Consider the following 22,504-nt stretch of genomic DNA (forward strand, 5'->3'; position numbering starts at 1 on the left):
CATGAGTGATTTCCATGCTTGGGAAGCCAGTGAGTGCGAGCACTTTACTGATGTGAATGTGTCAGAGAAAACAGTTATCTGTAAGCGTAAACCTGTACCAGGTATTACGATTACTATCGGGATGTTTTTTGATGGTACAGGGAATAACGTCTTTAACATCGATAAACGCTTGCTGAGTACTTGCACAGATATGGATGTTGGTGTAAAGGAAGTTGATGCCGAATCCTGTATACATAAACTGGACATGAGTAGCAATGAGGCCGGGAGCTACCTTGGATATTACTCCAACATCCACTGGTTAAATAAATTATATGCCATTGACGGTCAAGTGATATCAGATAAAACATTATATCAACAGGCAATATATATACAAGGTATAGGTACTGCGAAAGATAAAGAGGATAGCCTTATTGGCATGGGTATAGGCGAGGTTTTTGAAGGTGTTGTTGATAAAGTCAACGAAGGGATCTCACAAATATCGGATGCAATTTGGCGAGTTTTTAGCAGTGATTCTAAAGTTGACTATGCTATCGAAAAAATCCAGTTTGATGTATTTGGCTTTAGTCGGGGAGCTGCGGCTGCGCGCCATTTTTCTAATCGCGTCAAAAATGGGGACAAATCAATACAGCAAGCAATAACTAAGGGATTAAACGGACGAAATCAACATGGAAAACCTACCGGAGAGATTCGCTTTCTGGGGCTATTTGATACGGTTTGTGCTGTTGGTTCAGTGAGTGATTTGTTTGATGTACATGGAGGTGTGAACCCAGGTATTGAGTTGGCATTATCGAAAGATATCGCACAGAAAGTCTTCCAGATTGCCGCCATGCATGAATGCCGCTATAACTTCAGTCTTAACAGTATAAAAGAAGCGTGGCCGGAACTCACTTTACCAGGTGTACATTCTGATATTGGTGGAGGATATAACCCCAATGAACAGGAATATTGTTTTCTGACAGAACCTCGTGGTGAGAAAGTTAAAAAAGATGTTATAAATGAAAGTACGCAGATTTATAAAAATATTGCCTCCAGGTTACTTGAGTTAAAGGTGGTGCCAGCTCTTGAATATATTTTACCATCTGGCGAAGTGAAGATGGAATGCTGGTATAACTATATTATAGATATGGATAAACAGCGTGTCGGAACGATAGAGAAACATGTTGGAGTAGGCATTACACTAAAGCGCATTGTGCCCAACGACTGGTCTAAAATTTCGCTAAGAGTAATGCTGGATGCAGCAAAAGAGGCAGGGGCAAGGTTCAAATATGTTGACCCCGAAGCCCCTGATATGAAGTTACCTGGCGAACTTGAATTATTGAGCCAAAAAGCAATCAAACAGGGGAGAATAATCAGGGCAGGAGGTATTCCCGTTCCATTCACTCCTGATGAATTACTAATTATTGGTAAATATATTCACTGCTCGGCAAACTGGAACGGTATAAAATTTAAAAGGGTCTGGTTGGATGGAAAACAGGTAAGAACAATCTACGGAGCAGAGAAAATGACACATCTTATTGGTTATGTGAATATGCCAAATAAAAACTGGATACGGTCCATCTGGAATATGAAGGGAGAAAAAGCATGAAGCTCATGATTCAGCTACTTTCATTTTTATTTTTAGTTGGATGCAATGACACTACTGCGCAGGATAAAATAAAAGTACCTTGGGATAAATGGTATTTCACGTTCAGTACTCCAAAAGCGCTTCCTGCAACGGTTACGTTGGTCAAATTGCTGGATGTTGACGGCTATGGTTATGTGTTCAAAACCATAGATCAGCCTCAAGGGAATAGTGTTGGAACATGGGGGACACATGTAGGAATACCAGGAGCTACTTTTAATAAGGCTGATGCACCGCCACAGATAATTAAGTTTTGTTGGGACTCAATTATTGACAAAAAAACTTATGAAACCACTTTGTTTTTTTCTTCTGATACTAAGAAAAAAATGATTTCCAAAGAGCCTGAGTGGAATAACCCCGGTGAGTTTTATTTTTTTCGTTATATGGTGATTGGTTTGGCACCTGAAGGAAAAGTCCGTGTTTGGTTGCAAAATAACGGAAAGCCAAATATTGAGCAAATATCCACAAAAATTACAACCACTTCTGGGGAGGGGCTTGATATGTGTAAAGAGGTTACAGGGCATCCTGATGGATATGTTTACTATGGAGATACTCCTGATTTTATTAAGGGGAAAAAGTATCCTTATGGAACTTGGTGAGTAGAACTATACTAGTTGGCAAAAAACCTACAGTTTTATGCTACGATAAGGTTTTTTATGAAACTATTTCTCTACATGTTTTTTCTGCTTATTTCTATCCGTATTTTCTCTCAATCAATCGTTATCGATCCTACATCAATATCTAAAGCGGATGATGCAAATATAATTGCCAATATGTATCTTATGGGCATGGGAGTTCCGAAGGATATGAAAAAAGCATTTAAACTCTATTAGAACGCTGCTGAACTCGGAAACACGAATGCTCAAGTTGATTTAGGCGATATGTATTATTTCGGAAAAGAAACCATTCAGAGCTACGAAAAGGCTGATTATTGGTATGAGAAAGCTGCGAATAAAAACAATGCTACAGCTTAGATGTATTTAGGTTATACATACCTTAATGGTAAGGGAGTTGCATTGAATTATTCTAAAGCCAGAAAATAGCTTGAACTTTCGGTAAAACAAGGCCAGCCTTCAGCTATGTATCATTTGGGTACGATGTGCTTCGATGGTAAAGGAATTACTAAAAATCAAAATCAGGCTATCGACCTATTCAAAAAAAGTTGCTCTGAAGGTGATTCAAATGCGTGATAAGTTAAAAAAATTAAAACAGAGAAGTAATAATCTTATATATAGTGAAATATATATGTATAAGTTAAATATGGAGTTTCATATGTCTAAAGGTGTTGTGTTACTTGGCGATAAAACCACGCATGGTGGTGCAGTGATCTCAGTTTCTTCAACCATGATTGTTAACGGCAAAAATGTTGCACTTATTGGGGACAAAATCAGCTGTCCGATAATAGGGCATGGTATTAACGCCATTATTGAAGGATCGCCTGAATGGTCTTCCGATGGCAAAGCCATTGTTGTCGATGGCTGCCATTGTGTATGTGGCTGCCAGGTTCTCTCCAGTGCCCCGGATTGTGTAACAGGATAAGTAATGAGCTGGGAACGCCACAATCCCTCCAGAACCAGAACAACCTTCACTGGTTTAGGGGCTGATTACAGGCCTTATTGCTGTTAGTGCCGGAGTCCTGCCCTTTGTTTTCTACATCTGTCAGGTTTTTAGGGGGATTACAAATCACTCTTTTTCTTACCGGCTGAATTCCTTATTTAATCCCGCAACCTGCCCGCCGGTAACAGCGTCATGGACAACGGGTTATCCCATGGAGTCAATATTATGAGTCTGACAGATACGCTGAATAACGCACTGTTTGAGAGCTGTGTTTTTGGTTCTGAAGGTGAATACGAAAGAGATAAAATCCAGGAATGGTAGCTTTTACCATCTGATACTACAGCCGAGATAGAGCAGCAATCAGCAGTATATCGTTACGGAGAACAGAGAAAGGTAACGCAAACTTTTTTGGAAGGTGATGATGCCTGGGCTGTTACAGGTCAGTCGTGGCACTGGCAACCAACGACCGCTGATGATGTCTATGAGGGAATTAAATGAAACTTAGATTAAAACAGAAACATATATTGTATTGTTGGGCGGTGTTTGATCTCTTTTTCATCGTCAGATTTATCTGGCTGAATATCTCTCAGGGACGAATTCCTTTAATTGATGATATATTGTCTTTTAGCCATATTTATCCTCAGCAAGGGGCGTATTCGCAAGTCCTTTTTTCTTTTTCGTTATTGCTTAATGTCTCGATTGTTTTTTCTGCTGTAATGTTCTTAAAAAAGTGGAAGTATGTGAATTGGGTTGTCTATATTCAAACACCATTCAGATTGTTCTTCATGATCCCTTCTATTTCGATATTGCCATGGATGTTTAAAACTATGTCAATCAAAGTAGGGGCGATATTTCTTGCCGCTGTATTCTTATCGGAGATAATTAAGGTTGGGACATTTTATCTTACAAGAGAAAAGAGCTCATAAATTTTTTAACCTGCATAAAGAGGGATGTTTATGGTAGGAAATACATTAGTAACATCTGTGACGCATACAGAGGAAAAAGCTACGACTGGAAAACAGAAACCTTACTGGGTTGAAATTCAGTTGGTTGATGAGCAGGGAGATCCCGTAGCGAATATACCATGGCGTGCTGAAAGTTCGCATCCAGTATCCGGACCAGTTGATAACCTTACGTATACGGGTCAAAGTCAGGCAGATGGGCTTATTCGCATTGATATGCCGCATGGGCTTGAATTAAGGCTGGCGTTAGATGGCAATCAACTGGCTACGGAAATGGAAAAACGTGCCTTACGTGTTAGCCGCGATGCAGAAAATGATTCTGTTGTGCGTCCTGAAGCTGAAGAAAAAGGGTATATCTGGCATTATGCCGTTATCGGTGAACTTTGTCAGAGTTCACCAAACCTTGAATTAAGACCTGGGGAAATGTTACCCGCATATCACTTTCCTGCAAATACGGCATTTAAGGGCTTTAAATTCCGAACGAATGAACTTGAAAAACGTCATGTAATAGAAATATGCCCCTTCAGATCGTGGGAGCTTGTTCTACACCATCAAAAGGACTATTCCATTGCGAATGGAATTAACCTTGGGGCGGCAGCGACGCTTGCCTATGCAAATGGCAGTACTCTGGATACGGTGTCAATTACACGTTTTTTTATTAACCAGTGCCAGGATCTTTCTCGCTTACCCCAACTTTATAAAGATGGTTCCGCATGGAATACATTAGTACAGGATGTTCCCTACAGTAATCGATATTATCCTCCAGTGTTTATGGATACCTCGCGAGATACTTCGCCTAAGGTAGACAGTAAGAATTCGCATGGAACAGCACAGGCAAAGGAAAATACTGCTGTGACAAAGGCAGACGGTGATACGCAGCTTTATTATGTTTATAACGTGGATAAGATAATCGTTGCCTGGCGTGGGACGGCTAGCTTGTTTGATGTAGGAACGGATATTGAGTTCAGACCAGTAAGTCCAGAACTATGCGATATAAATAAAACGGGATGTAGTACGTTACTTTCTGCTGGAAAAGTACATACGGGATTTTGGAGTGGATATAGTCGGGTTGAAAAGAAATTTAATAAAGAAATACTAGAGTTATTGAAAACCATTGAAAGTAGAATGCTATTTATCTGTGGGCATAGTTTAGGTGGTGCATTAGCATTAATTCATGCAGCAAAACTGAAGGACTATTATCCGATACTTTACACCTATGGAATGCCGCGAACCTTTACCCGCGATGCAGTGATGCAATTGTCGGAGATTACCCATTTCCGTCATGTTAACGATAATGATCCAATTCCAGCCGTACCCGTAGAAGCCAACCTGGATAACGAGTTATATAAATTATGGGGATGGTTGGGGGGGACACTGGGCTTTTTCTGGTCGTTGGGTGAACTTCTGGCTTACCAGATGGTAACCTGGGGGGATTGCTTCTGGCATCACGGCAATACGGTAGCCTTTCTCACGGTTACTCAGAGTCGGGAATGGAAAGAATGCAAAAGAGATCTGCCAACGCCGGCAGGGTGTATTACCATCAGAAAATTACTTCCACTTAAAGCTAAACTTTACCTGGTTCCTGCGTTGGCGGAGCAGGAGATGCAGCAGGCAGGTCAGAAGCAGAAAGAATTTAAAGCATCACTGACGCAAGCAGATCTAACTGACTTTTTCCCCAAAGGTTGTAATCCGGACAGAGGCGTAAATGTAAATATTTTTGACCACTTTATGACCTCCTATATGCCCTATATGTATAACAAAGTATTAGAGCTGATTGATAACGCTGGAATAGTGGAAAAGCGTACTTTTACTGAGCATCAGTATAACGTTGATTCATTCAGAGAGCAGATGGCAGAAAATAAAAATGACATACCGGAGAGAGAATTAGTAAGAAATAACATTTTTCTGAATATAGAAGGACTGCTTGACGCATCGCTTTCCCCAACGTTGTCCATGCCATCTGGCAACGATACGCTTTTGCGGTTTGCTCAATATGGAGAAGAGGTAATGGAAAATGTATAACCAATCAAAAATTATACTGCTTTCCTTAGTATTGTTTTCATCGGCAGGTTGCAGCATAAGTAGAGCTGTTAACAAGACTTTATCTCCACCGCCAGATACAAAATGGGTCAATGTTGAAGTAAAAAATCCATCTCAGTATACGAAACCTTTCCCGCTTGAGGTCAGATACATCTCGTATGAATGTATGAAAAAAAGAATCAGTGGATTTGATGGCTCTGTTATCACAGAACCCAGCTACAACGTTATTGGGATCCCCATGCAGCAGGAGAGTGGGGACATCTGGAAAGGGAAAGTCGCTATGACAGGTGGCGGCTCATGCAAATGGACGTTGAGTGCGGTCAATTTAGGTATCGAATATATAGATGCTACACATCTTGGCAAAGATCTTGTACCCGGAACAGCGGTAGGGGTTTCGCTCGCTTTTGATAATGATGCTTCCAGAAATGGGCAGTTTTATATGGAAACAGGTAATAGATTAAAATTAGCGCCTAATTATTATCCTTTGATTCACACTAACAAAAGGATTCAGGAAAAAGGTGCATTAGAACTTTTTGGTAAAGAAGATTTTATACAAAAAAGAATTATTTTCAATATCAACAATGATGTAATTGTTATATTTTTGCCAAAACTTGATGAGTCAAAAATTGTAAAAATGGTTGCGCCAGTAGAGTATCGAGTGGGCGCATATTATAAAATAATATATCCTGATGGTACTGTCGTATCTGATGGCTCAACTCATCCCGACATCAAGATAATGGAAAAATAGAAGATGTATAATCAATCAAAAATTATTCTGCTTTCCTTAGCTTTGTTTTCATCATCAGGATGCAGCATCAATAGAACTGTTAACAAGACTTTATCTCCACCGCCAGATACAAAATGGGTCAATGTTGAAGTAAAAAATCCATCTCAGTATACGAAACCTTTCCCGCTTGAGGTCAGATACATCTCGTATGAATGTATGAAAAAAAGAATCAGTGGATTTGATGGTTCTGTTATCACCGAGCCCAGCTACAATGTTATCGGGATCCCCATGCAGCAGGAGAGTGGGGACATCTGGAAAGGGAAAGTCGCTATGACAGGCGGCGGCTCATGCAAATGGATGTTGAGTGCGCTCAATTTAGGTATCGAATATATAGATGCTACACATCTTGGCAAAGATCTTGTACCCGGAACAGCGGTAGGGATTTCGCTCGCTTTTGATAATGATGCTTCCAGAAACGGACAATATACTGCAACTGAGGGCGATTTAAATTTATCACCAAAATATTATCCCTATATATCTGAATGGAATCTAGGCGAAAAAAAGAAAGAATTGTCCCTTTTAGGTAAGGAAAGCTTCCTGTCCTTAAGTGTTTATAATGTAAATCAAATTAAATTTGCACCTGTAATAGATGAAAGCAAAATTGTGAAATATATCGGGATAGAAAAGAAAATTAAAGGAGCGCATTCAAAAATAGAGTATCCAGATGGCAGCATTATATCCGATGGGACTGTGTTTCCTGATTTTGATAAGGTTGGTAAAATGAAAATTAAAAAATAAAAATGGCAGTTTTTTTGTTAAATGCATGAGGCAGGTTAATTATTGTAAGTGCAGACCTGTAACATATTTTTACGATTGACTTAATACGGAGAAGAAGGGATTGAAAATACATAACCAATCAAAAATTATTCTGCTTTCCTTAGTATTGTTTTCATCGACAGGTTGTAGCATAAGTAGAACTGTTAACAAGACATTATTTCTATCAGTAGATACAAAATAGTTCAATTTCGTTTTTAACTCTTTATTAGTGACAGAATTCTTTAAACCTTAACAGGATAAATTCATTGTGGCTAACGGTCTGGTATTACTTGGAGATAAAACAACGCATGGTGGCAAAGTTAACTCGGCCTCCTCCAATATTACTGTTGATGGAAAAAAGGTTGCTTTAGTTGGTGATTTTGTTTGCTGTCCGATTATAGGGCATGGAACGAATCCCATCGTGGAAGGATCACCACACCGTACCTTTAACGGTCGTGCTGTTGTCGTCGATGGTTGCCAATGCCTGTGCGGGTGTAAGGTCATTTCGAGTGCTAAGAATAGTACGGTAGGACAATAAATGGGCTGGGAAAGGTCGAAAGCAACAACGATGGAGTTACCTTCTGAACCCTCTTTCATGGGGTGGCTTTTAGCAGGTGGTACTACCGTGGTTGTGGGTGTGTTGCTGTTTATTCTTCATGCGTCAGGCATGGTTAAGGCATTGTCTGGATTCAACATTTGGTGGCTGGCATCAAGCCCAGTGCTTTGCTGGTTTTTCCTTTTTTGCTTGCGGGGCTGGCTTTGGGGCAGAACGTTTGATGAGCACCAGTTTTTGCAGAAGGAAGCTGAATATGGGCAACATCAGTGGGAATCCTGGGCGGGGCGTTATCTGGCGGTGCTTGGTAGCAGCATTCTGTTACCTTCAGGTGTAACCGCCAGGGCCATCTCGAAATCAGAGGCATCAGATGTGCCGTCCCTTTTTTCACTGACCAGCCATTTTGACGCTCAATCCGTAATGTCTGGTTCTTTATTAGAGCTGGGGCTTGCCAGTGTGCAGAACGCAATCGCGATGCTGCCAGATACAGTGCTACTTAATATTACTGTTGTAAGTGATGAAATTTCTGCAGACTCCGATTCCCAATTTCGAAAAATCTGGGAAAGCATATATCCAGAGCGCGCTATCTCTGGTTCTATTTCCTTTTGCGAAACCCTTTCTTTTTCCTGGATTGAAGAACGCCTTAAGAGCCCAGTTATGGATATCGATTTGCTCCTCATATTGCAGAAGCATGGGGCTGAACAATATTCCGATGCACTGGCGAGTGTGCTTCTTACCAGCGATGATGTAGCTGAAAAATATCAATTTCCTCATTCTGCCCGCATTTTGCGACCGATGCCGCTGGATATGGCTCATTTCAAAGCTGATGTGGGATTGTTTCTGGAAACACAAACGATCGCATCTCAGACATCAAAAGTTTATTGCGACTATGGGCACTGGAATGACTGGTTTGCTGAATTAATGATGGCTTCTCAATTACATCAAACATCATGGGCTCCCCAGGATATTGATGCACTGGAAAAATATAACGGTATTCCGGGGGCAGGTAGTGCATGGTTTTTGGCCGCATTACTCTCCGATATTACATCTGTTAGCCAGACATCAGTTTTAGGTCTGTTTACTTCTGGAACTGATCATTTTGTCAGTACAGTTACTTCAGGGAGCAATAATAATGATGTCGGCTAGTTTATGGAGCAGAGGAGGGCTTGTTGGCATCGTTGCCCTAATTTCTCTTGCCATACTGAGTTTGATACTGCATTTCGGCCCTCAGTATGGTCTCGATACACGCCTGAAAGAGGCGCTGGCATTTGTATCTGTGTGGCTTGTCCTGCTGATTATTCGTTACACGCCGTTTGTGTTCCGATTTATGCGAGAAAAATATCACCGCTGGCAGGAACAGAAGAATAATGTGTTGCCTTTTGATGAACAGAGAGTTGCCAGGACGCCACCCCACAATGTCACCGTCGACACCATCCGTCTCGCCATGCGTAATCTCTACGGTCGTCGCTGGGGACGTAAAACCCGCATCCTGTTGATAACCGGTACACCCTCAGATGTTGAGCTGCTGACCCCTAAACTGACCGCTCAATTCTGGCAAGAAGATCGTGGCACTCTGCTTTTGTGGGGCGGTGATCTCAATACGCCAGCCGACAATATCTGGTTGACTGCACTACGCAAACTGCGCCGCCGCCCGGTGGATGGTCTGGTGTGGGTCACCTCGGCTTTCGACCAGTTGTCTGTTCCTGGTCTGGAACAGCCGTTGCCCGTGCCTTCTGAAAGCGCAATGGACTCTCTTTCTCATGCCATAAGCAGCCGCATGGAGGCGCTGGGCTGGAAGATTCCCCTGTATATCTGGTCATTGCATCCGCGAGCGGGTAAGCCTGAAGGACGTGTTGTGCAGGCTGCTGGCTGCCAACTGCCCGCCGGGTGTTGTACCGAAGGGTTAGCTAAACAATTGGCTATCCTGACGCCGGAACTGACTTTACAGGGGCTACAACAGACCTGCGGTGAGGTGAAACATAACTTTTTGCTGAGGCTTGCCGACCAGCTTATCCGTAAACCGGAGAGCGTGACCGCACCGCTGTCGGCGATGCTTAATCCATACCGTCCGCTGCCCCTGGCTGGGCTGGTGTTCAGTCAACCCTCTGCCAGCGGTGAACGTGCCGTGCCGCATCAATGGGGAATGGACAAATGCTGGGATGCTCTGCCTGAATCTGTTCGGATGCTTCCTGCCGCACTGCGTCCCGTCAGGCCGGGCATTCCATGGCAGAAGGTTATAGCGTCTGTTATTGCCCTGGTGATGGTGGGTTGGGGAGGCTGGATGGGCGTCTCCTGGAGGACTAATCGTGGTCAGATTAATACTGCAAATACCCAGGCAGCGATGGCTTCCCGACAAAACCAGCCACTGGAGCAACGCTTGTACGCACTGTTTGAGCTGCAAAAAACGTTGGCTCGTCTGCAGTATCGCTCTGAGCATGGTGTGCCCTGGTATGAAAAGGCGGGATTAAGTCAGAACAATGTGTTGCTGACGGCACTCTGGCCTCGTTATCAGGAAAGCGCACTGCCGCTGTTGCGGGATGCGGCGGCAGATCACCTACAAAAGCAGGTCAGCGCCTTTAATGCGCTGCCACCAGGTAGCCCGCTGCGGGAGCAAAGGGCAAAAAGCACCTGGGAACAGCTTAAGCTCTACCTGATGCTGGCGCGTCCTGAACATATGGACGCCGCCTGGTTCAGATCTGCTTTGCTGAACAACTGGCCGAAACGTCACGGTGTGAAAGACGGTGTCTGGCAAGGAATGGCTCCATCATTGTTGTCGTTCTATGCTGCGCAGTTGGTCACGCATCCTGAGTGGAAGATCCATGCTGATGAAAGCATGGTCAGCCAGGCTCGCTCGCTGTTGGTTCGGTTGATGGGGGTGCGTAACAGTGAGTCGAGCCTCTATCAGAAGATGCTTTCGCAGGTGGCGCACTTGTATGTCGATATGCGCCTGGAGGATATGACCGGTGATACCGATGCTGCCCGCCTGTTCAGTACTACCGAAATTGTGCCGGGGATGTTCACCCGTCAGGCATGGGAGCAGACGGTACAGCCTGCCATCGAGAAAGTAGTGAAGGCGCGGCGGGACGAGCTCGATTGGGTACTCACGGACAGCAAGCGTCAGGCGAATAAATCGGAAGAGACCGCCCCTGAGGCGCTGAAAAATCGCCTGACGGATCGCTATTTCGCAGACTTTGGCGGAGCCTGGCTGGAGTTCCTTAATAGCCTGAGCTGGAACCAGGCCGCTACGCTGTCGGACTCCATTGACCAGTTGACCCTGATGGCTGACGTGCGTCAGTCACCTCTGGTGGCGTTGATGAACACCCTGAACGTGCAGGGGCGCACCGGGCAGACCGGTGAAGCAATTTCAGATTCATTGGTGAAATCAGCCAAAAATCTGCTGGGCGATGCCAACAAGGATGCTATTGACCAGAGCGTAGGTGTACATGGACCGCTGGATGCAACATTCGGCCCGGTGCTGGAGTTGATGGACAAGAGCCGCACGGGGGCACAGGAGCAGAGTCTGCAGTCGTACCTGACTCGTGTGACGCAGGTACGCCTGCGCCTGCAACAAGTGACCAATGCCGCCGATCCCCAGGCGATGACCCAAACAATTGCTCAGACGGTATTCCAGGGCAAAGCTGTAGATCTTACCGAAACTCGTGACTATGGCAGCCTGATTGCCGCCGGGCTTGGTCAGGAGTGGAGTGGCTTTGGGCGCGCGGTGTTTGTAAATCCGATGGAGCAGGCCTGGCAGTTGGTTCTGACCCCTGCGGCGGACAGTCTTAATGCCCAGTGGCAGCAAGCGGTGGTTGCCGAGTGGAACTCCGCCTTTGGCGGGAGTTATCCGTTCAACAACGCCAGCAGCGATGTATCTTTGCCGCTGCTTGCCAAATACCTCAATGTTGATTCCGGTCGTATTTCGCAGTTTTTGCAGACACGCCTGAAAGGCGTACTGCACAAGAATGGGAATAATTGGGTGCCGGACAGTATCAATTCGCAAGGGCTGGCTTTTAACCCGGCGTTTCTCAACGCTATCAACACATTGAGCTATATCTCGGATGTTGCCTTTACCGAAGGTAATGCCGGGATGAAGTTCGAACTGCGCCCAGGCACTTCTGATGGCGTGATGCAAACCGACATGATTATCGACAGCCAAAAACTGACCTATGTGAATCAGATGCCGGCGTGGAGGAGCTTCACCTGGCCTGCGGACACAGAAGCGCCTGGCGTGAGCCTGAGCTGGATAAGTACCCAGGCTGGCACCCGTCAGTATGCGGATATTCCCGGAACGTGGGGCTGGATACGCCTGCTTGATAAGGCTGAGATCAGTGCTTATCCAGGCGTCGGCAGTAGCTACACACTGAGCTGGAAAGCTCAGGATGGACGCCTGCTCAATTATACCTTGCGTTCCGAGGCGGGAGAGGGGCCGCTGGCACTGTTGAAACTGCGTAACTTTCGTCTGCCGGGAACCATCTTCAACACGGTCAGAGTGGCAGCGTCAAACCAGCTTGCCAGCGCGACCAGTAATGCAGAGGCGGTTGACTGATGAGTACGCTGGATACTTTATTTAGAGCTTGCCAGACAGAGCAGGCGATACTGCTAGGCGCTACTGGTGAGCGTGTGGTGCAGTGGAACAACTGGTTGCTGCCGTTATCAGGGACATCATCTGTAGGGGAAGACCCGGGGTATGACGATGACTTCCAGCAAATGCGCGAGGAGGTCAATAAACTCTCCGGGGCAGATACCGAACTCATTTGCCGACTGGCGGAGAAGTTGCTCACCACCACCGCCAAAGATATCCGTGTGGCGACGTATTACTGCTGGGCCAGGCTGCATCGTGAAGGCGAGCAGGGGCTGGCAGAAGGTCTTGAGCTGCTGGCCGGTCTGATAGACCGCTTCGGCACGCAGCTGCATCCGCAGCGTGACCGCAGCCGTAAGGCAGCACTGGAGTGGCTGGCTGGTTCACGTATGACTGATTCCCTTTCACTGTATCCGGAAGTGGTCAGGGAAGATGCGTTGCGTACCACCGGTGCGCTGCTTCTGATAGCTCAGCTAACCGAAAACGAATCGGATGAAACCCGTCCTGAACTGAATGCGCTGTATGGCGCACTGGAAAACCGCCTGCAGAAAGCGGGTGGCGTGGATGCGGTTGTACCACAGAACGCCAGCGGCACCGAGATACCGTCCACGGCGAGCCACAGCGATGCTCCGGATATCGGGCGGATCACTTCCGGCCAGGATTTGCTGGCGCAGGCACGCACACTCAGTGAATACCTGCGAGAACAGCCCGACGGTTGGTTGTCAGCGCACCATCTTATGAAAAGTCTGCGTCACGACACCCTGCGGGCTATTCCGGCTCCGGATGCGCAGGGACGCACACGTATCGAGCCTCCCAGGGCTGACCAGCGAGCACTGCTCAAGCGCCTTTACCTGCAACAAAACTGGGCGGAAATGCTGGAAACGGCAGACAGCACTTTTTCCCGTGGTGCTAATCATTTGTGGCTGGATCTGCAGTGGTATATCCATCAGGCACTGACGAAGTCCGGTAAAGACACTCTGGCCGCCATCATTGCCGCTGACCTGAAAGGGCTACTGAAGCGGCTCTCCGGGCTGGAGACGCTAGCGTTCAGTGACGGAACGCCGTTTGCCGATGAAGTAACGCTGAACTGGCTCCAACAGAGTGTGCTGGATACGACGGGGGGATGGAGCAATGACACATCATCTGCCCCGCTAATAGCCAGTAATGATGACATTCTGGCGCTGGAACCTGAAGCCGTGGCACTGGCTGATAATGAAGGCCCGGAGGCTGCATTGGGATGGTTACAGACCCAGCCCGGCATAACGACAGTTCGCCAGAAGTGGCTGTTGCGCCTGTTGATGGGGCGCATTGCTGAACAGTACGGTAAAAATGATCTGGCGGTGCACCTGTTTGCTGAGTTGGGTGAGCGTGCCAGAGAAGTGGTTCTTAGCGACTGGGAACCTGAACTGTTGTTTGAAGTTCAGGCTCGCCATCTGAAACTCCTGCGGCTGAAAGCCGGTCGAAGTGAGGCAGACAAGGTTCGGCTCGGACCAGTCATGGAAAAATTGCTCGGCGGGCTGATTCAGCTCGATCCGGCGCGAGCCGCAGTGTTGTGTAGTTAGAGAATGTTATTAACTGGATAAAAATTTATTTATCAGGAGGATGAATCGGAATGGCTCATAAAAAAGAAGGAACATTACGGAGGTTAAATTTGGGTGAAATTTCACTGACTAGCGCAATATTTATGTCAATCACTCCATATAACAAAATATGAGTTCATTGCAGTAGTTGTCTTCCCTTTAATTTACAGAGCGAATAAAAATCTCTGGCTTATACATCTTTTATTGATATCTGTTTATTCATCCTTACGGGTTGTCCTGGTTCTGGAGATGGAATCATGCCAGAAGAGGAGGTTAAGGTTAGTTCATCTGATGGAATTGTCTGTTTTTGTGCTCTCAATACTGAAGGTTATCGATGGTCAGATATCGCTATTTATCCCAGAAATATGTCTGGCGGTCGGCGGAAATATATATTTTGAGCTGGCTTTAAGATATTGGGTGGGGAATATGTTCAGAAAAATATCTGCCGGATTTGAAATGTTAAATGAGAAGATAAAACCCATTTCTCTCACTCCCTCAAAGTGGTGAGATAGCATTCCCTTTTAGGGAAGAGGACATTCTTTTCTATATATTGAGCCATTCTTTTATGAAAGATCTAACACTACGCTATTTTGATGCGGAAATGCGCTACCTTCGTGAGACGGCGAAAGAGTTCGCACAAACTCATCCTGATCGGGCTGCGATGTTGGACATGGATAAAGCCGGTACACCGGACCCGTATGTCGAACGTCTGTTTGAAGGCTTTGCCTTTTCGATGGGGCGGCTGCGTGAAAAAATTGACGACGACCTGCCAGAGCTTACTGAAGGGCTGGTCAGTATGCTCTGGCCACACTATCTGCGCACTATTCCTTCACTTTCAGTCGTGGCACTCACCCCGGCGCTACACGCCATGAAAATGGCGGAAGTAGTGCCTGCAGGTCTTGAAGTGTATTCCCGACCAGTAGGACCGAAGAACACCGTTTGTCGTTACCGTACCACGCAGGATGTGATGCTCAATCCCCTCAGTGTTTCAGGCATCACTATGACCACCGAACCTGACGGTCGCTCGCTGCTACGGATACGCTTTGCCTGCAGCAGTCAGGCGGACTGGTCGAATGCTGATCTTAGTTGCCTGAGCCTGTATCTTGGGGCTGATGCTCCGGTCAGTAGCCAATTGCACCTGATGCTAACGAAACGCCAGGCGGCGTTGTATATGCGCCTGCCCGGTCAGACTGATCGTATCCGCCTTGACGGGTATTTCTCGCCGGGCGGGTTTGCCGAAGAAGACCGTCTGTGGCCGAAAGGCGATAGTGCTTTCAGCGGCTATCAGTTGCTGCTGGAATACTTTACCTTCCGGGATAAGTTTATGTTCGTCCATCTCAACGGCCTGGAGGGGATCACACCTCCTGCCGGGGCGGAGTATTTCGACATTGAAGTGGTGCTCAGTACACCGTGGCCGCCTGATCTGCCAGTCACCGATGATGCCATTCGCCTCCACTGCGTACCGGTGATTAACCTGTTTACCCTGGAGGCTGATCCGCTCATCATCACCGGACTTGAAAGTGAATATCTGCTGCGTCCTAAACGGCTGCAGGACGGGCATACCGAGATTTATGCTGTGGATTCGGTTACCGGTTCAAACCGAACCAATGACGCAGAGTATGTTCCGTTCAGCAGCTTCCGCCACAAAGGGGGGATGATGCGTCGCCATGCGCCTCCGCGCTATTACCATACGCGCGTTAAGCGCAGCGTGACCGGACTGTATGACACCTGGTTAATTCTTGGGGGGCATCAGTGGGAAGATGATCGACTTGTCGAGCGTGAAGTTGTGTCGCTGCAAATCACCGGCACGAACGGTCAACTGCCGCGCCGGGCGCTGCAGAGTACACTGCTTGACCGCTGTGAGCAGGTCGTGGATACGCAGCTTTCAGTGCGCAACCTCTGCAAGCCAACGCTGCCGGTTTACCCGCCCGCTGAAGACCGTTTCCACTGGCGAGTACTGAGCCACCTGGGATCAGGGTTCCTCAACATGATGAGTACCGCTGAAGTGCTGCGTGGAACGCTTGCGCTGTACAACTGGCAAGATGATGAACTGAACATCCGGCGTCTGGAGGCGATTCAGCATGTGGCTCATCATCGTCTGCAGCGGTTCGAACAGGGCTTCCTGTTACGAGGGCTGGATATTGAAGTGATGCTCGACAACAACGGGTTTACGGGCGAGGGCGATATTCATTTGTTTGGTGAGATGCTTAACCGTTTCTTTGCGCTCTATGCCGATATGAACCAATTTAACCAGCTTACCCTCATTATCCAGCCAGAAGGAAAATGCATCCGGTGGAAAGAGAACCACAGCCCGCGCCTGCCCGGTTAATTGCACAGTGGGGTGACCGGCTGTCGTATATGAATTTTTACCGCTTCTGCCAGTTGCTGGAGCAAAGCCAACCGGATCAACCGGTCACCGGTAGTACCTGGCAGGTACGACATGAACCGGTGCGCTTTCGCCCGCATCCGGGGATGGGGTTTCCGGCCTCTGAAATCAAAGGTGTGGAATTACCTGAGTATCCGCACTTACCCCCAACGGTACGCATCACATTTATGGGGCTTTACGGCGTGGAATCTCCATTGCCGACGCACTATATCGATGACATCACCCAACGCCGCGAAGGGTACGAAGCCACCAGCGATTTCCTCGATATCTTCAACCATCGGCTGATTGCCCAATACTACCGCATCTGGCGTAAATACTCGTACCCGGCCACTTTTAAAGAAGGCGGTAAGGACAAAATATCGCAGTATCTGCTGGGGTTGGCTGGGCTTGGGATTGACGGCTGCACCGACAGTATCGCCGCTCCCGCCTCACGCTTTCTGGCGCTGCTGCCGGTGATGTTGCTGCCGGGGCGTACTGCGGAAGGTATGGCCTCTCTGGTGCGTTTGTTGGCACCCAATACACAGGCGAAAATCTGGCATCACGACAAACACCGGGTGCCACTGAAAAAAACGCTGACCATGAGCGTGAGTAATCCCTCCACTCTGATAAATCGCCCAGTGATGGGCAACTATGCCACTGACGTTAACAGCCGGGTGTTGATGCGCCTTACCACGACGAACCCGGCTGAAGTGCAGGGCTGGTTACCCGGTAGTGAGCTTCATACAGATTTAATGGCTCTGCTGCATGTCTATCTTGGCTCACGCCTTGATGTCCGCCTGCAGTTGTGTGTCGACCGTAGCCTGCTACCGGATGCCACAATGAACAGCAAGCCTAAAGTCGGTGCAGTGCAATTAGGGCGTACAGCCGTAATGCGTCCACTGAGTGTGGCGGACACTGCTACATACAGTAAAACAATAACCATCAATCTTGGCCGCTATGAGCGGGTACAGGAAAATATTCACCGCAGGGAGACCGATGAAGATGGCGATTATCGCTGGTAAATTTCCCCTGGTTGCGCTGACTACGGGCATCACACTGATGCTGGCTGGGTGTGGCCTGACCCAGAGCATTACGGACGGCACTGTCGCCGTGACAAAATCGATTTTTTATAAACAGGTGAAAACCCTGCATCTGGATATTCGGGCACGCGAGGCGCTGAACCTCAATGCCAGTGAAGTGGCGCTGTCCATAGTGGTGCGCATTTACCAGCTCAAGGATCGCAAAACCTTCGACAGCACGGATTACCCTTCGCTGTTTAAGTCTGACAGTCAGGCTATTAAGGCTGATCTGGTGGCGGAGAAAGATATCCGCCTGCAGCCGGGTGGGGCAGTGATGGTTGATATGCCGATGGAGGAAAGTGCGCAGTATGTGGCGGTGGCGGGCATGTTTATGTCGCCGGATCAGGTGAGTAACAGCTGGCGGGTGGTGTTAAGCCGTGACGATCTTGACCCGGATAAAGCCCGAATCATTGAAGCAGGAAGCAACCAACTGACTCTGAAGGTGCTGAAAGATGAATGACACTCCCCATCCGTCATTGTATGAGATCCTGTTTGGGAATTTTACCGGAGGGCTGGATCTGCATCAGGTTAGCGAGCAGAACCAGACGATCCTCTCAGTGCTGGACAATATGCAGCGCATTCTTAACTGTCGTGCCGGTACGCTGGCGCATTTACCTGACTACGGTCTGCCGGATATGACCAAAATCCTTCAGGGGATGCCGGGTATGGCGCATGAACTTATGGGGGCATTATCTGCTGTACTGCTCAAATATGAGCCACGCCTGCAAAAAATAACCGTTGTTTTGCTGGAACAAGAGATTCCCGGTGAGCTGTGCTATGCCATTGATGCTGAACTTAAAGGTATTGGCCTGGTGCGTTATAGCACCGAATTTGTACCCGAAGGTCGAGTTCTGTTGAGGCATTTGAAGCAACAACAGTATCTCGACACGACAACTCGTATGTAATGTTTCTTCCTTAATTCGGCAACGCTCTGAATATGCCGCAGAAACGATAGTCTTCTATAACCGCAAGCACGTCAGATGGACAACAGGTCATGAATGACATTACCCCACGTAAAATCAAAACCGGCGGTGACCCGCGCACGCTACCGGATTATGCTGCCCTGCGCGATGAACTGAATAAGCTTACACATCCGGCGCGTCCGGATGTGAACTGGCATTATGTCGAGAAACTTTGTCTTTCACTGTTTGATCAAAATGGTGTAGAGCTGCAGACGGCAGCCTGGTATACGCTGGCTCGTACGCAACTGGCTGGATTATTCGGTCTCAATGAAGGTCTGGCAATACTGGAGGCTCTGATAAGTCATGAGTGGGGCGTGCTCTGGCCGCAGCCTGTTCACGTTCGAATGGAGATCCTGAGTAATCTGAGTCAGCGTTTGCAGCAACGTATACGCTCGCTGCCGCTGATATACAGCGACCTTGGTCAGTTGTATCGGGCAGAACAACTGCTTACCCGTCTGGGGGAAGTATTACAGCGTCTGGAGCTTAGGCATCTCAGCCAACTGGATACTTTGCGTGCCCTGATACACAACAACGCTGTCAGCCTGGAAAGCAGCGATGGTACAACCAGCACAGGGACGACAATTCAGTCTGGTATCGTGTCGCCTGCCACAGTAATAAATAGAACCGATATATCAATAGGTTCCCATGCTGAAAGCCTGTTTGAAGATCCCCGAAGGCCAGGCGGTACGGTGAAGTGGGTATATGTTACACAACCGAACGTAGAGGTACTTCCGTCAATACCCGCGCCAGTAAAAAGGTGGAAATCTTTTGTTGCTGGGATGTGTTCCATGCTGATGATAAGTGCAGCAATGGTATGGGGCTGGCAATATTTTCACCGGTCGGATCCATTACAAGCCCAGCTTACTGCCTCTTTAACTCCATTACCCGCAATACTCACGCCTGAACAACTGGATATATTGCGGCAGCAATCTCCCTTGCCACAAACTTTAATAACGCAAACACAGCAGCAGCTTGCACTTCTGGACAAGCTACCACCGGACTGGCTCATTACCCGAGGATGGCAGCTTGTCGAACAAGCCCGGGCGATTTGGCCGGAGCAGGCAAAACCTCTGATGCAACAGTGGCAGCAACAACTTAATGTTGCCGCATTGCCGACAGGAAACCTGAATGGCTGGCATCAGGGAATGATGACGCTACAGAAACTGAGTGAACGACTGAACGGACTGGATGAGCATAAAGGGAAATATATGACGGTCAGTGAACTGAAATCTGTGGTGTATTCCGCTATGCAGCTATTTAACCAATCCATACCGGCTGAAGAACAACTGCGGATACTGGCACAATCGCCGGTAGGGCAGCCACTCCCTCCTGCCGCAGGGGCTCAGGCAGAGATGCGCCTGAAACAACTTATCGCCAGGTATGCCGACATTAAACAGAATGCTTCGAAGTTAAAAGGTGTGAATGGTTATGAATGACTCAGCTTGTTATCGAAATGTCTGCTGCGGAGATTGCTGCACAATCAGGGAGAGTGCCAGAGAGTGCCCCGTATTTTTGCTTTTAAACCAGAATAATGAGCTCGCACGTTTTAAAGTGCAGTCGGTTCGATAATTTAGTTCGATTCCTTTTAAATATATCGTAATGACATCTGCGTTACACGTGTTGTATACTTAATATCCACAGAAACACAAGAGGACAACACCATGCCAGCCGCAAACAGTATGGCGATGAAACGCGAAACCCTGAATCTGCGCATCAGAGCCGCCGAGCGCGATCTTATCGATCGGGCGGCGAAAGCCAGAGGAAAAAACCGCACTGACTTTGTGCTGGAGGCCGCCCGCGCTGCCGCCGAGGAAGCGTTGATCGAACAGCGCATCATTATGGCCGATCCGCAGGCTTATCAGGAATTTCTGGCTCGTTTGGATCAAGCTCCAGCGCCTAATGCAGCACTGCGTAAAACCATGCAAACACCTGCGCCGTGGGAACAGAATAAATGATCTCCGCCCCTGAGCCTCTCCACGCCGTGCATGTGTTGACTTCATTTTGCTGCGGCGTGGATTCTATGGATAACTGGCTGAAACAGCGGGCGATGAAAAATCAGGTTACTGGTGCATCGCGTACCTTTGTTTGCTGTGACAACAATTCTAAGGTACTGGCATATTACTCGCTGGCGTCCAGCGCTGTGACGACAAATACAGCTCCCGGTCGCTTTCGCCGCAATATGCCTGATCCGATCCCTGTTGTAGTGTTGGGTCGTCTGGCGGTGGATCAGTCTCTACATGGGCAAGGCGTAGGTCGGGCGCTGATGCGGGATGCAGGACTACGGGTAATCCAGGTGGCGGAGACCATCGGCATTCGCGGGATGCTGGTTCACGCTCTGTCGTATGAAGCCCGGGAATTTTACTTGCGGGTGGGGTTTGAGCCGTCGCCGGTGGATCCGATGATGCTGATGGTGACGTTAGGGGATTTAGTTCATGCCTGATTAGTAATATCTGGAGCTAATAAGATGGTCGTTTCATGCCTAAAATTATCAATGATATTGTTGTCCGGCATGTCCGCTGTCTGAAGCCATAAGTTATCTTTAGTGGGTAATGTGAAATAAAATAAGAGCCAGACACAACTGTAAATAGACCCTTTTTAGTTCCAGGCATTTTTGAACTGCCGGCCAAATAATGGTGTTGTCGAGATTCCTCCTGCATCATATTGTTCAGTGATTCATGCGGGCGTTTACCGTTATATTCTGACAACCATTTTTCCGTGATTTTCCGCACTTCATTCCGTGTTCTGAACAGATAAAAATCGGACGGTATGTCCGTTTATAACGCTCAATGAAAGCGTTCTGTGTCGGCTTATCCAGCTGAATAAACTCCAGTTTTACTGCATGTTTCTCTGTCCATTCAGCCATTGTGATTCCACAAATATCCCTCTCGCCGCAGAAAAGTGTCGGAAAACTGTATCGTGGATATCGCTCTTCCATCGCCTGCAAGACGACAATAACGGGTTCGTCACGCGTGGTATCCGGACGATAATGATAAACCGTTCTGCTCAGGTTCAGACTCCAGCAGGCCTGACGAATACTGAGTCTGAACGACGTTATCAGATGAGTGAGCAGCTCACGCTTAAAGGCTGGTTTTAAAGTTTGTTTCGATAACGTCTTTCAGGCTCGGTTCTTCAGGTTCTGGTCGGCAATCATCTGTTTGAGACGGTGGTTTCCGGGCGCTGTTGGGTATGATTAATGTCATTGTGTGCAGGAAATTGCTGAGCCATGTCAGCATCACATCAACGCTGGAATCCATTGATGAAAGTGTTGATAGTCTGCGGGATATACTGGAAACAGAGTTGATGTAGTGGCCTGATGAATATGGCGTTGACACAATTTGATATTCGCAACGAAGAACTGTAAATATTACGGACGAAAAAAACAGACTTGCGTCAACAAGTCTGTTCTTCAAGAGATTTTCTTTCAACTACGGTAACAACGTTACATCGTGTTTTTACTGGCTAGCTTTCGTGTCCGTCAGGATTGCATCTTGCAAAACTGACCAACCGGCTTTGAATAGTGGTGCCCGGACTCGGAATCGAACCAAGGACACGGGGATTTTCAATCCCCTGCTCTACCGACTGAGCTATCCGGGCAACGGGGCGCATTAAACCTGATTCGCCTCGTCTCGTCAATCAAATTTCTTCAAATTACTGCAGACTGCA

18 protein-coding genes, 1 tRNA gene and 2 pseudogenes are annotated in these 22,504 nt (G+C 47.5%); 19 read left to right on the forward strand and 2 right to left on the reverse strand.

Going from position 1 to position 22,504, the window contains the following annotated elements; genetic code table 11:
- The first annotated feature begins 1 nt into the window (after window position 1).
- The 19 genes and pseudogenes from A7Z06_RS12560 to A7Z06_RS12660 all read left to right on the forward strand — a co-directional run bounded on the left by A7Z06_RS12560 (window position 2) and on the right by A7Z06_RS12660 (window position 21,281).
- Window positions 2-1,585 carry a T6SS phospholipase effector Tle1-like catalytic domain-containing protein gene (locus A7Z06_RS12560; RefSeq protein ID WP_010348137.1) on the forward strand — a complete coding sequence of 528 codons (1,584 nt, stop codon included), beginning with the start codon at window positions 2-4 and terminating at the stop codon, window positions 1,583-1,585.
- The gene (locus A7Z06_RS12565) at window positions 1,582-2,220 is read left to right on the forward strand and encodes a DUF2931 family protein (RefSeq protein ID WP_000772477.1); all 639 of its coding nucleotides are present in this window, start codon (window positions 1,582-1,584) and stop codon (window positions 2,218-2,220) included. Before A7Z06_RS12560 ends, A7Z06_RS12565 begins: the two co-directional genes overlap by 4 nt.
- 270 nt (window positions 2,221-2,490) lie before the next feature.
- Window positions 2,491-2,595: pseudogene (locus A7Z06_RS22060) on the forward strand (SEL1-like repeat protein); the annotation flags it as partial.
- 123 nt (window positions 2,596-2,718) lie between these two features.
- On the forward strand, window positions 2,719-2,811 hold the full coding sequence (locus A7Z06_RS22450; protein ID WP_353598268.1) for an SEL1-like repeat protein: 93 nt from the start codon (window positions 2,719-2,721) through the stop codon (window positions 2,809-2,811).
- Between the two features lie 82 nt (window positions 2,812-2,893).
- Window positions 2,894-3,160, forward strand: a complete 267-nt coding sequence (locus A7Z06_RS12580) for a PAAR domain-containing protein (RefSeq protein WP_010348132.1) — start codon at window positions 2,894-2,896, stop codon at window positions 3,158-3,160.
- Window positions 3,161-4,134: 974 nt separating this feature from the next.
- On the forward strand, window positions 4,135-6,162 hold the full coding sequence (locus A7Z06_RS12590; protein ID WP_000232996.1) for a lipase family protein: 2,028 nt from the start codon (window positions 4,135-4,137) through the stop codon (window positions 6,160-6,162).
- Window positions 6,155-6,928 (forward strand): hypothetical protein, encoded by a 774-nt coding sequence (locus tag A7Z06_RS12595; RefSeq protein WP_000282715.1) that lies wholly within the window; start codon window positions 6,155-6,157, stop codon window positions 6,926-6,928. Before A7Z06_RS12590 ends, A7Z06_RS12595 begins: the two co-directional genes overlap by 8 nt.
- A gap of 3 nt (window positions 6,929-6,931) precedes the next feature.
- A complete protein-coding gene (locus A7Z06_RS12600) occupies window positions 6,932-7,705 on the forward strand; it encodes a hypothetical protein (protein ID WP_000282714.1) in 774 nt (257 codons plus the stop codon).
- 286 nt (window positions 7,706-7,991) lie between these two features.
- A complete protein-coding gene (locus A7Z06_RS12605) occupies window positions 7,992-8,261 on the forward strand; it encodes a PAAR domain-containing protein (protein ID WP_094185004.1) in 270 nt (89 codons plus the stop codon).
- On the forward strand, window positions 8,262-9,422 hold the full coding sequence (locus tag A7Z06_RS12610; RefSeq protein WP_105279444.1) for a hypothetical protein: 1,161 nt from the start codon (window positions 8,262-8,264) through the stop codon (window positions 9,420-9,422).
- On the forward strand, window positions 9,409-12,822 hold the full coding sequence (locus A7Z06_RS12615; RefSeq protein ID WP_000986638.1) for an ImcF-related family protein: 3,414 nt from the start codon (window positions 9,409-9,411) through the stop codon (window positions 12,820-12,822). Before A7Z06_RS12610 ends, A7Z06_RS12615 begins: the two co-directional genes overlap by 14 nt.
- Window positions 12,822-14,417, forward strand: a complete 1,596-nt coding sequence (gene tssA, locus A7Z06_RS12620; RefSeq protein WP_105279445.1) for a type VI secretion system protein TssA — start codon at window positions 12,822-12,824, stop codon at window positions 14,415-14,417. Before A7Z06_RS12615 ends, tssA begins: the two co-directional genes overlap by 1 nt.
- 583 nt (window positions 14,418-15,000) lie before the next feature.
- Complete coding sequence (tssF, locus tag A7Z06_RS12630) at window positions 15,001-16,764, forward strand: type VI secretion system baseplate subunit TssF (protein ID WP_000654177.1); 1,764 nt, start codon at window positions 15,001-15,003, stop codon at window positions 16,762-16,764.
- Window positions 16,719-17,822, forward strand: coding sequence for a type VI secretion system baseplate subunit TssG (tssG, locus tag A7Z06_RS12635; protein WP_105279446.1), 1,104 nt, complete (start codon window positions 16,719-16,721; stop codon window positions 17,820-17,822). Before tssF ends, tssG begins: the two co-directional genes overlap by 46 nt.
- The gene (tssJ, locus tag A7Z06_RS12640; RefSeq protein ID WP_024165233.1) at window positions 17,803-18,339 is read left to right on the forward strand and encodes a type VI secretion system lipoprotein TssJ; all 537 of its coding nucleotides are present in this window, start codon (window positions 17,803-17,805) and stop codon (window positions 18,337-18,339) included. Before tssG ends, tssJ begins: the two co-directional genes overlap by 20 nt.
- Window positions 18,332-18,784: a type VI secretion system baseplate subunit TssE gene (gene tssE / locus A7Z06_RS12645; protein ID WP_001000321.1), complete on the forward strand. Its 453-nt coding sequence runs from the start codon at window positions 18,332-18,334 to the stop codon at window positions 18,782-18,784. The genes tssJ and tssE overlap by 8 nt, the downstream gene beginning before the upstream one ends.
- A gap of 89 nt (window positions 18,785-18,873) precedes the next feature.
- On the forward strand, window positions 18,874-20,277 hold the full coding sequence (locus A7Z06_RS12650; RefSeq protein WP_105279447.1) for a VasL domain-containing protein: 1,404 nt from the start codon (window positions 18,874-18,876) through the stop codon (window positions 20,275-20,277).
- 225 nt (window positions 20,278-20,502) lie between these two features.
- A complete protein-coding gene (locus tag A7Z06_RS12655) occupies window positions 20,503-20,796 on the forward strand; it encodes a type II toxin-antitoxin system TacA family antitoxin (RefSeq protein WP_001110457.1) in 294 nt (97 codons plus the stop codon).
- Window positions 20,793-21,281, forward strand: coding sequence for a GNAT family N-acetyltransferase (locus A7Z06_RS12660; protein ID WP_000622312.1), 489 nt, complete (start codon window positions 20,793-20,795; stop codon window positions 21,279-21,281). The genes A7Z06_RS12655 and A7Z06_RS12660 overlap by 4 nt, the downstream gene beginning before the upstream one ends.
- A 175-nt stretch (window positions 21,282-21,456) precedes the next feature.
- Here the strand turns inward: A7Z06_RS12660 and A7Z06_RS12665 are convergent.
- Both A7Z06_RS12665 and A7Z06_RS12675 read right to left on the reverse strand, forming a co-directional pair.
- Window positions 21,457-22,010 (reverse strand): annotated as a pseudogene (locus A7Z06_RS12665) (integrase core domain-containing protein); the annotation flags it as partial.
- A gap of 349 nt (window positions 22,011-22,359) precedes the next feature.
- Window positions 22,360-22,435 (reverse strand) — tRNA-Phe (locus A7Z06_RS12675).
- Window positions 22,436-22,504: the final 69 nt, after the last annotated feature.

The organism is Escherichia sp. MOD1-EC6819 (assembly GCF_002965765.1).
Taxonomy (GTDB): domain Bacteria; phylum Pseudomonadota; class Gammaproteobacteria; order Enterobacterales; family Enterobacteriaceae; genus Escherichia; species Escherichia ruysiae.

Coding starts and splice junctions, on each gene's coding strand:
- A7Z06_RS12565 (WP_000772477.1), top strand. CDS start 1,582: ATGAAGCTCATGATTCAGCTACTTTCATTTTTATTTTTAGTTGGATGC.
- A7Z06_RS22450 (WP_353598268.1), top strand. CDS start 2,719: ATGTGCTTCGATGGTAAAGGAATTACTAAAAATCAAAATCAGGCTATC.
- A7Z06_RS12650 (WP_105279447.1), top strand. CDS start 18,874: ATGAATGACATTACCCCACGTAAAATCAAAACCGGCGGTGACCCGCGC.
- A7Z06_RS12615 (WP_000986638.1), top strand. CDS start 9,409: ATGATGTCGGCTAGTTTATGGAGCAGAGGAGGGCTTGTTGGCATCGTT.
- A7Z06_RS12655 (WP_001110457.1), top strand. CDS start 20,503: ATGCCAGCCGCAAACAGTATGGCGATGAAACGCGAAACCCTGAATCTG.
- A7Z06_RS12600 (WP_000282714.1), top strand. CDS start 6,932: ATGTATAATCAATCAAAAATTATTCTGCTTTCCTTAGCTTTGTTTTCA.
- tssE (WP_001000321.1), top strand. CDS start 18,332: ATGAATGACACTCCCCATCCGTCATTGTATGAGATCCTGTTTGGGAAT.
- A7Z06_RS12580 (WP_010348132.1), top strand. CDS start 2,894: ATGTCTAAAGGTGTTGTGTTACTTGGCGATAAAACCACGCATGGTGGT.
- tssJ (WP_024165233.1), top strand. CDS start 17,803: ATGGCGATTATCGCTGGTAAATTTCCCCTGGTTGCGCTGACTACGGGC.
- tssF (WP_000654177.1), top strand. CDS start 15,001: ATGAAAGATCTAACACTACGCTATTTTGATGCGGAAATGCGCTACCTT.
- A7Z06_RS12595 (WP_000282715.1), top strand. CDS start 6,155: ATGTATAACCAATCAAAAATTATACTGCTTTCCTTAGTATTGTTTTCA.
- A7Z06_RS12590 (WP_000232996.1), top strand. CDS start 4,135: ATGGTAGGAAATACATTAGTAACATCTGTGACGCATACAGAGGAAAAA.
- A7Z06_RS12610 (WP_105279444.1), top strand. CDS start 8,262: ATGGGCTGGGAAAGGTCGAAAGCAACAACGATGGAGTTACCTTCTGAA.
- A7Z06_RS12560 (WP_010348137.1), top strand. CDS start 2: ATGAGTGATTTCCATGCTTGGGAAGCCAGTGAGTGCGAGCACTTTACT.
- tssA (WP_105279445.1), top strand. CDS start 12,822: ATGAGTACGCTGGATACTTTATTTAGAGCTTGCCAGACAGAGCAGGCG.
- tssG (WP_105279446.1), top strand. CDS start 16,719: ATGCATCCGGTGGAAAGAGAACCACAGCCCGCGCCTGCCCGGTTAATT.
- A7Z06_RS12660 (WP_000622312.1), top strand. CDS start 20,793: ATGATCTCCGCCCCTGAGCCTCTCCACGCCGTGCATGTGTTGACTTCA.